Here is a 12,880-nt window from a genome sequence, read left to right as displayed (position 1 = left end):
AATGAATACTGCTTTAAAATCCCTGCTGTTACTTTGCGCTTTAATGTGTTTTAAATTAAGCGCAAATACTCCGTACCAAATCCCTAGAAGTAGTGTTATTGAACTCACTGAGCCTATGACCAATCGGGTATATCCTGTTTTTATTCAGCTCCCTAAGTCATATAAAAAGCACCCTGAAAAAATATATCCAGTTATTTATTTAACCGATGCACCGTATACGTTCCCTATTGTGGCAGGTGCTACACGGTTTCCTATGAATAGCGGTAAAATGCAACAGGCTATTATAGTGGCCATTAGCTACGAAAAAGGCTCTAAAGGGTCTAATAGTCGAATTAGAGACTACACCCCAAACAAGGCTAAAAGCTGGAAAAAACAAACCGGTAACGCGCAAAACCACGCGCTGTTTTTAAAAAATACTGTATTGCCGTTTATACAAAGTAACTACCGAGCAAGTAGCACTCAAAAAACTTATATAGGTAATTCTTTAGGCGGTTTATTTGGTGCCACTATTTTATTTACGATGCCCGATTTATTTAACAATTATATAATTGGCAGCCCATCAGTTTGGTTTAATAACAATGCGATTTTAGCGCTACAAGCAAATAAACCTAAAGTACCTACAAAGGTTTATATATCGGTAGGGGCACAGGAAACGCCACGCTTTGGTGAAGGGCAAAATATGGTGGCAGGGGCAAAGCTATTAACGCAAAAAATTAATGCACTTAGCAGTGACAATATTGAACTAAAAAGCGTTGTTGTTGAAGGGGCGAGCCATGCAACTGCTTTTCCTACTACAGCGATACAAGGGCTTGATTGGGTGTTGAGAGTAGAATAATGAAGTATTATTTTTATATCGGTTCATACCAATATGTTGTTTTAGATAGTTAATAAGGAAATTATATGTCGGATGAATTATGGTTAGATGATAGGTTGAATCGAAAACAAGAAGGACAATGGCTTGTTCAGTTTTTAACGAGCAAGTACGCAGTACCTGAAGCAGAGCATAGTAAAAACTATGTATTAAATGTCAATGCAGAGTGGGGATTTGGGAAGACTTATTTTCTCCGTAATCTTGCAGAAGAACTAAAAACGAAGCAGCATGTGGTTGTGTGTTTTGATGCATGGAAAAATGATTTTTCTGAAAATGCTTTACTCAGTTTTATTGCAGAAATAAACGAAGAGTTAACTAATCAAGGCTTACTTAGTGCTACAGATGGTAAATTAGCTGGTATTGCAAGATCAATGAAAAATGCAGCGCTCCCTTTGCTTGGTGGCTTTTTTACTAAACAGCTTTTTGGTATGTCTCTTGATGGCGTCGAAGCTTTATTTGATAAGGAGCAAGAAAGTGAGGCTGTATCTGCCAAAACGACTGAACAGTCTGATTTGTCAAAAGATATTACGACCTTAGCTTCTTCGATCTCTACAAAGGCTGCTGAATTAGCAATAAAAGAGTATCAAACAACAAAAAATGCTATAGGCCATTTTAGGAAAAATTTAAGGCTATTAGTGGAAGGGTTAGAGGGGGAAACTTCATTTAAAGCCCCTTTATTTATTTTGATTGATGAATTAGATCGATGTAAACCTTCTTATAGTATTCAACTATTAGAAACGATTAAGCATTTATTTAATGTTGAAGGCGTCTACTTTATTGTTGCTACTGCATCAGAACAGCTAAGTCACTCTATCAATGCTGTATACGGAGAAAAATTTGAATCTAAACGTTATTTAAATCGTTTTTTTGATCAAGAGTACTCGTTAAAAAGTCCTGACAAAGAAGAATATTGTAACTTTATTTGGTCAAAATATTTACCTAATGAAACAGTTTTCGTTCCGGTTTTCCAAGCAGGTAATAAATCAGAAGATATAATAAATATTGGCATACTCAGTAAGGTTGCTGAACATATGCGGGCTGGTTTAAGGGATATTGAACAAGCCGTTAAGCTTTTATATTCAATTCAATTAACGCAAGAAAAAACTGATTATCTATTTTCATTACCCTTGTTTTATATCATCACTTTAAAAATCAGGCACCCTCAAGTTTATTCTCACTTTAAAAATGTATGGAATAGGAATGCTAAATCGGCTTTAAGCGATGAGCAGCATGTTAGGTTTATAAGAGATGAATTTGAATATAACATGGCTTTTGCTGGGAACACAGCTTATAGAATTGAGGAGTCAATGCATATAATTTGTGATCCAAATACTGAGCTTACGAAGGTTTATCCGAGCCACAGTCTTCGAAGTGAGCCTAAAAAGGATCTTAAAGACTTTATCAAAGATGGAATGTTTGAAGCTAACCGCGTTCGCAACTTTAAAATGGAAAAGAACTTTTCAACTTATATACAAATAGTTGAGCAGGCTGGGCAACTATTATAATTATTGAAAGGCAGTCAGCTGAGCCACCTCGTTATTACTCTTTAGTGGCTCAACTTTTTACACGGTAATAGATTACTAATGCTGAGACATTATTTTAATAAGCAGTCTTCTGCTTTATTGGCAGCCTCAAGCGCTTTCAAGTTCCTGTTTCCAGTTTACTAATACTTCAATAAACTCAGGGCCTATACCACAGCAGCCACCAATAATACTTGCGCCCTGGCTGTACCACGTTTTTGCAAAATCTAGGTATTCTGCAGGTGCAATATCACGATACGCCTGCGAGCCTTCGTTGGCTTTGTAATCGCTTGCGATAGGTGTAAAGCCATTAGCAAACGCGCCTAAAACAACGCTTTTATTTTGTTTAGCTAATACAGCGTTGGTATCGCTAAAGGCTTGCTCTATAACCTCAGGGATTGAGCAGTTAAAGAAAATACCAGTAACATTTTGTTCAAGCAAAGCCGCTACTGCGTCACTTACCAGCTCACCAGAGCGAAGAGTCGCTTGCTCGCTTACCACATCATTTAAGGTAAATGCGTAATAACATGGCTTGTTTGAGCCTTTAAGTACGCTTGCCATAACGTGCGCTTCTTCAATGCTCGATATGGTTTCGCCAATCCATACATCTACGTGCTCGTCTTGCGCCTTGTATAGCGTATCTAAAATAGTAAAAGCGCGTTCGCTCTCAAATAGCTCTGGGCGATAAGAGCCAAATGCGGGTGGTAATGAGCCTGCTACTAATACATTTTGTTTTGCGTTTTGAGCTACGTCTTTTGCAATAACTGCTGCTTGCTGTGCAAGGGCTGCGCCTTGAGCTTGGTATAGCGCTTCACCTAAATGAAAGGGCACACAGGCATAACTATTAACGGTAATTATTTCAGCGCCTGCCTCTATAAAACCTTGGTGAGCCTGCGTTACAAAATGTGGGGCTTCTATTAGTGCTTGTGCACTCCACAGTGGCTGTGTGAATGGTGCGCCAATGCGTTTAAGCTCGCGTCCCATGCCGCCATCTAAAATAGTTACTTTATTCATAAAGGATTTCTATACAACTAAACAATATGGCGCTATTCAACCATAATTTTTTTAGATTCATAATGAAACTTCGTCACCTTTAACATGAAAAAAGCTCAATGCTTTTTTACAGGCATAAAAAAAGCGACATCTCGCAAGAGAGTCGCTTATTTAAGTAGGCTAAACCTTACTTATAAAATACTTCTACTGTACCTTTTACTTTCATAAGTAAAGGTTGGCCGCGGCGGTCTAGCGCTTTAGGCGCGGCAATTTTAATCCAACCTTCGCTAATGCAGTACTCTTCTACGTCAAAGCGTTCTTTGCCATTTAAGCTTACGCCAATTTCGTGTTCAAACACTTCTTCTACGTAATGCTTGCTACGTGGGTTAATAGAAAGCTGATCAGGTAATGCTGGTTTTGTTGAATCGGTCATGGTTTTAATCTTTATTAAAAAGTGATGCGCTATTGTAGGCAATCCACTCAATACGCTCAAGGTTTAATGCTTAGCTACTCAACTTAGCTACACAATACAAAGCCAAGTATTAACAGTGCTATCCAAATGGTTTCAGCAACAATCATAATTATTGGTTTTAAGCCCACCTCGGTGAGTTTGCCTAGATTTGTTTTCATACCAATGGCGGCTATAGCGGCAATTAAAAAGAACCGAGAAAGCTCATTTGTGGTTTCAAGCACAATAGCGGGTAGGTTAAAGGTGCTGTTTATAATCATTAAAATTACAAAGCCAATTAAAAACCCCGGTACTTTTGGCAGCTCGCCATGGTTACCTTTATTTGAGCGATTAATAACCACCATCATAATAAGTACTACAGGCAATAGCATAGCCACGCGTACTAGTTTGGTAAGCGTTGCTATATCGCCAGTTTCGGGCGATACCGAATAACCGGCACCCACTACTTGGGCTACATCGTGTATGGTGCCACCTAAAAACACCCCGGCGTTATGTGCATCAAATTCAAGGTAGTTAACCACAATAGGGTATAAAATCATTGCAATGGTCGACATGGCCGTTACGCCAATTACGGTAAGTAAGGTATCGCGCTCTTTATGCTCGCTGTTGGGCATAATAGATGAAATAGCCAGTGCTGCCGATGCGCCACAAATAGCAACTGAGCCACCGGTGAGTGCGCCAAAGCGTTTTTGTAACCCAAATACTCGGGCAAGTACAACCCCTAAAATAATGGTGGTAAATATAGCGCCAGCTAACATTAGCGCTGTTTGCCAGCCCAGTGTAATTAAATCGCCCAGTGCTATACGGGTGCCAAGTAATACAATGCCTACACGTAAAACCGTAGTACCGGTAAAGTCTATGCCTTTAGCGCACGGGCTGTCGCTTTGATATAAAAACGACACCGCCATCCCCAATAATAAAGCAAACAACATAGCGGGCGCGCCATAGTGTTCACTTAAAAATAAGGCTGCAAGGCCAGTCATTGCAGCAATACTGGCCCCTTGCCATAACGGGGAAACTTTTACCTTTAGTGCACCGGTTAAGCTTTGCATTAGGCGTTAGCTGCTGTCAGTGCAACAAGCACTTGGCGTTTACGCTCGCCAGTAAATGGGCGGCGGCCATGCATAGCCATTTCGTTATCAACTAAGGCTACATCGCCATCTTGCCATGCTAAATCAAAGGTAAATTCTTTTGATAGCTCAACAATTTTTTCAAGCCCTTGTTTAGGAATGGCGCTACCATCGCCAAAGGTAATAGCAACCGATGGGTTTTCGCGAACGCCTTTCCAGCCCATGTAAGCGGCAATAAGTTGGTTATAAAAAACCTGTACGCCGTTTTCAAGGGTAACTACCGCAGGTAAAACCGGAGTAATTGCTTTTAAAGAGCCATCTTCTAGCCACTCCCACTTGTAACCTAGCTCGGTAAGTTTGCTGTGTGCTTCTTCTTTGGTTTCAACACTTAGGGTGCTTTTCCAGCTGCGACCTTGACCCGATGTAGCATCGTCGGCTGCGGGCATGTAAGTGGTGTACTTTAAGCCTTTTTGTTCAAAGTCATCGGCTAATTGGCTATCAAATTGCTTTAAAGCGCTAAATAATTTATCTGAGCGACAAAGCGGTGTCGCGCCGCCTTCCTCAGCTGCAGATTTACAAAAAAAGAACAGCTTACTTGGCGAAATAGGTGTTTGTGCCATTTCGTGATGAAGGTAAATTTCTACATCTTTGGGGGCTTCGTTAGCGGTAAATACACGCTCGGTAAAATTAATACGTACCGCGTTAGATAGCGACTCTTGGTACGTAAAGTTGTCGTAATCAAACCCCGCTGAAAACGTATCAAAGGTTTCGGCGCTATCAACAGGAAAGCCTCTAAACAATACAGCGCCTGAGCTGCGTAGTTTTTTAGCCAACTCGCTTTTGTTAGCGCGAATAAAAGCTACCGCTTCTTCAACGGTGCTGGCGTTATTGTTATTAACTACAATGCACGGAAAAACCGAGTCATCAAACGTTAATTGAGTAGGCACTTGGGCATAGTTAAGTTCGGTAGCTGACATTTTATTATCCTAATCGTAAATAGGGTGAAAACGGTTAAAGGCAGCTTCACAAAAGTGCCCAGGGTCGTTAAAACGGCGGTTGCTATTAAGCGCAGAAATTTGCGCCATTTCTTGCTCTGTTAATTCAAAGTCGAACAGCGCGAGGTTTTCTTTCATGCGTTCAAATTTAGAGGTTTTAGGAATAATGGCGGTGCCGCGTTGCACACCCCAGCGCAGTACAACTTGTGCCGGTGTTTTGCCATGATTTTGCGCCGCAGCTTTTACCACGCTTTGCTCAAGCACCGACTCAGTTTGATCGGCCATTTCAAGCTCAAGGTACGAAAGCGCACCCAGTGGTGAAAACGCCGTAACCGGAATATCGTACTGTTTTGCAAGTCTTACTAAGCGCTCTTGCGTTAAATAAGGGTGCGACTCAATTTGCAGCATGGCGGGTTTAATTGTGGCGTAGGTCATTAAATCGTGAATAAGCGCGCTTGAGTAGTTACACACACCAATGCGTTTTGCTTTGTTGTTATGTACTTGCTCTTCCATTGCTTGCCACGTTAAATGCAGCGGCACTTTTGCCAGCTCCATTTGTGGGTTTTGTGCATCTGGGTCTACAAACCACTCTGGTGGGTAGCGCGTTTCTATTGGTACAAACGTTTGCGCAATCGGAAAGTGAATTAAGTATAAGTCGAGGTAGTCGAGCTTTAAATCGCTCAAGGTTTTATCAATGGCAAGCTCTACATGCTCTGGCGCATGAAAAGTATTCCATAGTTTTGATGTTACCCATAATTCTTCGCGGGTACATAGGCCGTCTTTTATTGCTTGGGCTATGCCATCGCCTACTTGTTCTTCGTTACCGTAGTCTGATGCGCAATCAAGATGGCGGTAACCTGCTTTAATAGCTTGGTACACCGTTTGCGCGCAATCTTCTTGTGCTACTTTCCATAAACCGAACCCGACTGGCGGGATGTTATTTAATGAACTCATTGGGAATTCCTGTTAAAATTGCATAATGACTTTGGTCTTGTATAAGATATAAGTTATTATACGAATCTAACAGTGTCAACACTGTGTTAACCACAAGCGAATAAATGAAAGGTGTTAAAAAACCTACAGGCAGCAAAAAGGCAGCGTTTGCTGCCTTTAAAAAATATTTAATAAGTATGCGCTAATATAACTTACTCGCGGTTAAAGCGCGGTTAATTAATCAAGTTCTATTTGGTAGTGGTAATGATCGCTACGGCATTTGCTTAAACGGTATTCAATGCGTTTACCTTCGATTGATTCGGTAATGCGCGATACCAACAATAAAGGGTCACCGACTTTAATAGCGAGCATTTTAGCGTCGGTTTCATCTGCTAAAACGGCTTTAATGCTGTCTTGGGTTTTATGCACGGTTTGGTTAAATTTGGTTTGGTAGTAATGATACAATGTGTGCGGAATATCACTACTTTGATGTATATCAGGAAAGAAGCTTTGTGGTAGATATATAGTTTCGCTCATACAAAATTCGTTATCGAGAATGCGTCTGCGTACAAGCTTAGTGACTTTATCTTTTTTATTAAGTTGCAGCGCATCAATAACATCTTGTGGTGCAGGGCAAAGCTCAACCGACAATAGCTCGGCTTTAGGTAGGTCGGCGCCTTTACCGTCGGCCTGTAGCGGAAAAAACCTAAACAGGGCATCTTGCGCGGTATGCTCAGATACAAACGTACCAACACCTTGGCGGCGAGTAACTATTTTATCGTCGGTTAATAAATTAAGCGCTTTACGCACAGTACCTTGGCTTACGTTAAACTCTTCAGCAAGGCGAAACTCGCTCGGTAATACTTCGCCAGGTACCCAGCGTCTTTCAACAATGAGCTGTTTAATATAATCAGCCACTTGTAAGTAAAGTGGTTGAAAAGCCAAGCTTGGGCCACTTAATTTGTGATCAAACATAGAGTTACTCATTGTTATTTACCATTAAATTTAATCCACCTGTATTTATATCATAGGTGAAACTTATTGCGCAGTTTTGCGCAAGCTCAATTAATTGTGAACTATTGCCATGTAGTTTGTTTTTACATTATGCCTAAAAACAAATCGTTACACTACAATAGCGCACACGTAGGATATTTAAAGTGCTCAGTATTTCGTTAGAACTCATCTTGCTTATGGCGTTGTGCCTAAGCCTTGCCACCATAATGCAAACGCTTAGCGGGTTTGGCTTTGGGTTGCTGGTGGTTGCAAGCTTTACGTTGCTAGATGTTTTACCGCTCACTGCCACCACTTTTTTAGTGAGTTTATTGGGTTTAGTTAACTCAACCACTGTGGTGGTTAAAAATCGCAGTACAGTAAAAGTGCCCGAGCTTAAACTTATGTTGTATACCGGTATTCCGCTAATGCTGTTAGGTTTTATATTGCTTGAATATATGTCGGCGCATTTAACGCAGTTTTTAAACTTTATTTTAGGTATTAGTATTTTGCTATGTTGTGGCTTAATGCTAATTGGCCGTGATAGAGCAAATAAGCAAAGCGGGCGTGGCTCGTTTTTAATTGCCGGCGGTGTAAGTGGTTTATTGGGTGGGCTGTTTTCAACGTCGGGGCCGCCATTGGTGTTTCAGTGCTATAAACAAGCTTGGTCTATTGAGGCCATTCGTAGCACCTTACTTGCGGTATTTACCATTGGTGGCTTAGTCCGTGTTGGTATTGCCTTATTTGGCACCTTACCCGAGCTCGACATTATGTTTTTAATTGCAGCGGCCATACCGCTGGTATTATTAGTAACGCAATTTGCTCGTAAATTAACGCCTTACGTTGATGCAAAATGGATTCGTATAATAGCAATTGCATTGCTTGGCCTAAGCGGCGTTTCGCTGGTGGCAACATCGGCACCGGGCATATTTTAAAAGTAACGATGTAAATAATTCATCTTAGGGTTATTTACATTGACATGGGGATTACAATTATTTAACTTGTGTCTTATACAAGACTAATAATTGGTTAAGGAACTCCCATGAATGCATTTGAATTACGTGAGCCAGACTGGAACGCAATAGAGCCAGCACGCTTAACTGCAGAGCCTAAATTACAAGGCCATGTGCTAGTTTTACCAACTCAATTTGGCGAGGTCAGCGTTACCATAAGCCAGTTTGGTTTACGTTTAAATGCAGGCTCCACGACGCATGACGAGACGTTTAAAATATTAACCACTACCCCTTCTAACTTACCGCTATCACTTAATAAATTAGACCAAGGCTTTGCAGCCACCGCCGGTGAGTACCGCTTAGAATTTTACAGCGACCCTTTTTACTTTAAGCTTTATAAAAACGATAAATTAGTACAGCAATCAGCAACTGATGGCCATTTTGTGCGCCAGCACCGTTTACCGCCACTGGCCAAAACCGATAACGGCTGGATTTTAAGCTTAGAGCTTAATTACGACGAAGCCGTTTACGGCCTTGGCGAAAAATGGGGCAAGCTTGATAAACGCGGCCAGCTTATTCGCTCATACAACCACGATGCACTGGGCGTAAACGCCGAAAAGTCTTATAAAAATACGCCATACGCGTGGAGCCCAGAGGGCTGGAATTTATTTGTACACACGCCGGCGCCCGTTACACATGGTGTAGGTTACGCACTTTGGTCGCAACGTGCTTATGTGTGTTTAGTAGAAGACGACGCATTAGATGTATTTTTATACCAAGAGCAAACGCCTGCACAAAGTATTAATCGCTACTGCGAGCTAACTGGTTTTGCACCGGTGCCACCGCAGTGGAGCTTGGGTGTTATTTTATCAAAAGCGTACTACAAAGATGCCGACGAGCTATTAAGTGTCGCCCGCGAAGTACGCGCTAAAAACATGCCGTGCGATGTAATTACCCTTGATGGCCGCGCATGGCAAGACACCGACACCCGCTTTGCCTTTGAATGGGACCCAACACGTTACGCCGACCCAAAACCTGTGCTTGATGAACTAAAAGCCATGGATTTTAAAATTTGCGTGTGGGAATACCCAATGATCTCGGTAAACAACCCATTATTTGCTAAAGCGGCCGAGAACGGCTGGCTAATAAAAGACAAACGCACAGGTAAAGCGTATCAATACGAGTGGGATTTAAGCCCCTTTGGCGAAGTACTTACGCCATTACCAGAGTCGGGTATTTTAGATTTTACTCATCCCGATGCTTACGAATACTGGCTGGAGTCGCACAAGCCATTGTTTGAGCTTGGCGTTGATATGATAAAAGCAGACTTTGGCGAACAGCTAGAAGACGAAAACATGGTATCGCACAGTGGCGACAGCGGCATTAGACTGCATAATGTTTATAGCATGCTGTACAACCGCTGCGTTTATGAAGCCGCCGAAAAATACTGTAAAACTGGGCCATTTTTGTTTAGCCGCTCAGCGTGGACTGGCAGCCAACGTTTCCCTGCACAATGGGGTGGCGACCCACAAGCCGATTGGCAAGGCTTAGCGGCGAGCATTCGCGGCAGCTTAGCGTGGGGCATGTCGGGCGGGCCATTTTTTGCAACCGATATTGGTGGTTTTTATAAAGATACGCGCGATGCAGAGCTTTATGTACGCTGGGCGCAAGCGTCGGTATTTAGTGCGCACATGCGTTTACATGGCATTGGCCCACGCGAACCATGGTCATACACCGAGCAAGCAAGTGACGCGGTATTTGCAGCGCTTAAATTACGCTATCAGTTAATTCCGTACTTACAAGAATGTGCAGAGCAAGCACAGCAAACAGGGCTGCCTATTCAGCGTGCTATGGCATTGGCGTTTCCTGATGACGTACTGGCACATAGTTTTGATCAGCAATTTATGTGCGGCGAAAAACTCCTTGTTGTGCCTTGTGTTGTACCAAACGGTAAAGTTAAATTTTATTTACCACAAGGCGAGTGGGTGCGATTCCCTGATGCACAAACATACCAAGGCGGCAAGTATTACGAAGAAACACTTGAGCTTACACAAATGGCCGTATTTGTTCGTAAAGGCGATACGCTCATGCTAGGCCCAGAGGTTCAACACACACAGCAAGACATGAGCCAGCTAACAGCATGGCCAAAATAAAACTCGGTTAATAGCAAACACACACACAACACACGTAACACACACAATAATAAAGATATTAGCTTACTTTTTACCGAGTAAAGTAAGCTAAAAGGGGCGCAAGATGGAAGGTATGAACATTACCATGACACTGCTATCGTGCTTGGCGTTTATGGCGCTGGTAGGATATATCTCGTACCAAAAAACCAAAGGGGAAGTTAACACCCAAGACGGCTATTTTTTAGCGGGGCGTGGTTTAACAGGTACATTTATAGCGGGGTCGATGATCCTCACTAACTTATCGGCCGAGCAACTTATTGGCCTTAATGGCTCAGCGTATGGTTACAACCTAAGCTCAATGGCGTGGGAAGTAACAGCTGGGATATCAACCATTATAATGGCGCTGATCTTTTTACCGCGGTATTTAGCAGGCGCGTTTTCTACCTTGCCTGAATTTTTACGGGATCGTTTTGACGATACCGTACGCCGCATGACGGTGATCTTATTTATGGTAGGGTATTGTTTTATAACGATCCCTTCTGTTTTGTACTCAGGATCAATTGCCGTTCTTAGGCTGTTTGATGTGCCCACCTTATTAAACTTAAGCTATCAAGCAAGCTTAATTGTCACCATTATTATTGTGGGCTCCGTGGGCGCTATTTACGCGGTATTCGGCGGTTTAAAGGCGGTTGCAGTATCAGATACCATTAACGGTGTAGGGTTATTAATTATTGGTATTTTAGTGCCTACCCTTGGCCTTATTGCCCTTGGCGATGGCAACTTTGCCGATGGCCTAAGCACACTGGTAAACACCGATACCGAAAAGCTCAACGCCATTGGTAGCAGTGACGATCCCGTGCCATTTGGCACCATTTTTACCGGTATGATCCTCGCTAATTTATTTTATTGGGGCACCAATCAGTACGTGATCCAGCGTACACTGGGCGCTAAAAACTTAGTAGAAGGCCAAAAGGGCGTGTTGTTTTCAGGGTACTTTAAAGTGCTAGTACCCTTTATGATGATGATCCCAGGCGTAATTGCGTATCACCTTTATAAGCACGAAAGCTTACAAACCATAGATTTAGCTTACCCACATTTAGTTAAAGATGTACTGCCTCAGTACTTATCTGGGTTCTTTTTAGCGGTGCTACTAGGTGCGGTATTTAGCTCGTTTAATTCGCTGTTAAATAGTGCCGCCACGTTGTTTTGTTTAGATGTATACAAACCCATGAAAAAAGACAAAGTAAGCGACGAAAAGCTGATTAAAGTGGCCAAAATTACCAGTATTGTAATTGCTGTTTTATCGTTTATTACCGCGCCATTACTTATGTTTGCACCAGAAGGTTTATGGCACATAATTCGTGTATTTACCGGATTTTACAACATTCCGGTCATCACAATTGTGCTCGTGGGGTTATTTACTCGCAAAGTGCCTGCACTGGGCGCTAAAGTGGCTATTGTTTTTCATGTCATTGCCTACACTTTGCTTAAATTTGTGTGGGATGTAGATATTAACTTTATCCATATTTACGCCATATTATTCTTTATTGAGCTGGCCATTATGTTAGGTATTGGCTACTACAAACCTCTTGCCACACCATGGAACTTTACCCGCAAAGCCGAGGTAAACCTAAGCCCGTGGAAATACGCACTGCCTTGCGCGATTGTATTAGTGAGCTTAATTATAAGCTTGTACATACTGTTTTCTCCGCTTGGTTTGGTGGGTGGCACCAGCGTGTACTTTGTACCAAGCTTAATTGCTGTTTGGACTAGCGCCTTTGTGCTTAGCTGGTGGAGCGTACGCCGATGGCATACACGCTATACAAGTAGCTTGGCGCATATTGGCGTTGCTAAGGCACATAATACCAATTCGCAATAATACTTAATCATTTTACGGGGCTAAACGTGTCGCTACCTGCGTTAAAAAATTCTCATTTAGAATAACTAAATAGCG

The 12,880-nt window shown here is 42.2% G+C and carries 11 protein-coding genes; 5 read left to right on the top strand and 6 right to left on the bottom strand.

Going from position 1 to position 12,880, the window contains the following annotated elements:
• Position 1 precedes the first annotated feature (1 nt).
• Both PAT01_RS18920 and PAT01_RS18915 read left to right on the top strand, forming a co-directional pair.
• Positions 2-835: an alpha/beta hydrolase gene (locus PAT01_RS18920; RefSeq protein WP_138577333.1), complete on the top strand. Its 834-nt coding sequence runs from the start codon at positions 2-4 to the stop codon at positions 833-835.
• Positions 836-900: 65 nt separating this feature from the next.
• Positions 901-2,376 carry a KAP family P-loop NTPase fold protein gene (locus tag PAT01_RS18915; protein ID WP_138577335.1) on the top strand — a complete coding sequence of 492 codons (1,476 nt, stop codon included), beginning with the start codon at positions 901-903 and terminating at the stop codon, positions 2,374-2,376.
• Positions 2,377-2,502: 126 nt separating this feature from the next.
• Here the strand turns inward: PAT01_RS18915 and PAT01_RS18910 are convergent, their stop codons facing one another.
• The 6 genes from PAT01_RS18910 to PAT01_RS18885 form a co-directional block, all read right to left on the bottom strand.
• Positions 2,503-3,405 (bottom strand): homocysteine S-methyltransferase family protein, encoded by a 903-nt coding sequence (locus tag PAT01_RS18910; protein ID WP_138577337.1) that lies wholly within the window; start codon positions 3,403-3,405, stop codon positions 2,503-2,505.
• Positions 3,406-3,571: 166 nt separating this feature from the next.
• Positions 3,572-3,817, bottom strand: coding sequence for a DUF3297 family protein (locus PAT01_RS18905; RefSeq protein WP_004586033.1), 246 nt, complete (start codon positions 3,815-3,817; stop codon positions 3,572-3,574).
• An 83-nt stretch (positions 3,818-3,900) separates the two neighbouring features.
• A complete protein-coding gene (locus PAT01_RS18900; RefSeq protein WP_024034013.1) occupies positions 3,901-4,905 on the bottom strand; it encodes a YeiH family protein in 1,005 nt (334 codons plus the stop codon).
• The gene (locus PAT01_RS18895) at positions 4,905-5,900 is read right to left on the bottom strand and encodes a TauD/TfdA family dioxygenase (protein WP_055255428.1); all 996 of its coding nucleotides are present in this window, start codon (positions 5,898-5,900) and stop codon (positions 4,905-4,907) included. Before PAT01_RS18895 ends, PAT01_RS18900 begins: the two co-directional genes overlap by 1 nt.
• A gap of 9 nt (positions 5,901-5,909) precedes the next feature.
• Positions 5,910-6,872: an aldo/keto reductase gene (locus tag PAT01_RS18890; protein ID WP_029773103.1), complete on the bottom strand. Its 963-nt coding sequence runs from the start codon at positions 6,870-6,872 to the stop codon at positions 5,910-5,912.
• 216 nt (positions 6,873-7,088) lie between these two features.
• Positions 7,089-7,838 carry a GntR family transcriptional regulator gene (locus tag PAT01_RS18885; protein ID WP_154946001.1) on the bottom strand — a complete coding sequence of 250 codons (750 nt, stop codon included), beginning with the start codon at positions 7,836-7,838 and terminating at the stop codon, positions 7,089-7,091.
• A 170-nt stretch (positions 7,839-8,008) separates the two neighbouring features.
• Here PAT01_RS18885 and PAT01_RS18880 point away from each other — a divergent pair, with 170 nt between their 5' ends.
• From PAT01_RS18880 to PAT01_RS18870, 3 genes are all read left to right on the top strand, one after another.
• Positions 8,009-8,776: a sulfite exporter TauE/SafE family protein gene (locus PAT01_RS18880; protein WP_004586028.1), complete on the top strand. Its 768-nt coding sequence runs from the start codon at positions 8,009-8,011 to the stop codon at positions 8,774-8,776.
• Positions 8,777-8,883: 107 nt separating this feature from the next.
• A complete protein-coding gene (locus tag PAT01_RS18875; RefSeq protein ID WP_154946000.1) occupies positions 8,884-10,947 on the top strand; it encodes a glycoside hydrolase family 31 protein in 2,064 nt (687 codons plus the stop codon).
• Positions 10,948-11,050: 103 nt separating this feature from the next.
• Positions 11,051-12,805 carry a solute:sodium symporter family transporter gene (locus tag PAT01_RS18870; protein WP_186807313.1) on the top strand — a complete coding sequence of 585 codons (1,755 nt, stop codon included), beginning with the start codon at positions 11,051-11,053 and terminating at the stop codon, positions 12,803-12,805.
• Positions 12,806-12,880 lie beyond the last annotated feature (75 nt).

Source organism: Pseudoalteromonas atlantica (assembly GCA_007988745.1).
Classification (GTDB): Bacteria; Pseudomonadota; Gammaproteobacteria; order Enterobacterales; family Alteromonadaceae; genus Pseudoalteromonas; species Pseudoalteromonas atlantica.
The sequence above is the reverse complement of the archived record's forward strand: the minus strand, read 5'-3'. Positions and strand labels throughout refer to the sequence as shown.

Bases quoted from the DNA above. Each gene is read 5' to 3' on its own strand.
- PAT01_RS18900 (WP_024034013.1), bottom strand. From the start codon at position 4,905: ATGCAAAGCTTAACCGGTGCACTAAAGGTAAAAGTTTCCCCGTTATGG.
- PAT01_RS18870 (WP_186807313.1), top strand. From the start codon at position 11,051: ATGGAAGGTATGAACATTACCATGACACTGCTATCGTGCTTGGCGTTT.
- PAT01_RS18920 (WP_138577333.1), top strand. From the start codon at position 2: ATGAATACTGCTTTAAAATCCCTGCTGTTACTTTGCGCTTTAATGTGT.
- PAT01_RS18905 (WP_004586033.1), bottom strand. From the start codon at position 3,817: ATGACCGATTCAACAAAACCAGCATTACCTGATCAGCTTTCTATTAAC.
- PAT01_RS18915 (WP_138577335.1), top strand. From the start codon at position 901: ATGTCGGATGAATTATGGTTAGATGATAGGTTGAATCGAAAACAAGAA.
- PAT01_RS18875 (WP_154946000.1), top strand. From the start codon at position 8,884: ATGAATGCATTTGAATTACGTGAGCCAGACTGGAACGCAATAGAGCCA.
- PAT01_RS18885 (WP_154946001.1), bottom strand. From the start codon at position 7,838: ATGAGTAACTCTATGTTTGATCACAAATTAAGTGGCCCAAGCTTGGCT.
- PAT01_RS18890 (WP_029773103.1), bottom strand. From the start codon at position 6,872: ATGAGTTCATTAAATAACATCCCGCCAGTCGGGTTCGGTTTATGGAAA.
- PAT01_RS18895 (WP_055255428.1), bottom strand. From the start codon at position 5,900: ATGTCAGCTACCGAACTTAACTATGCCCAAGTGCCTACTCAATTAACG.
- PAT01_RS18910 (WP_138577337.1), bottom strand. From the start codon at position 3,405: ATGAATAAAGTAACTATTTTAGATGGCGGCATGGGACGCGAGCTTAAA.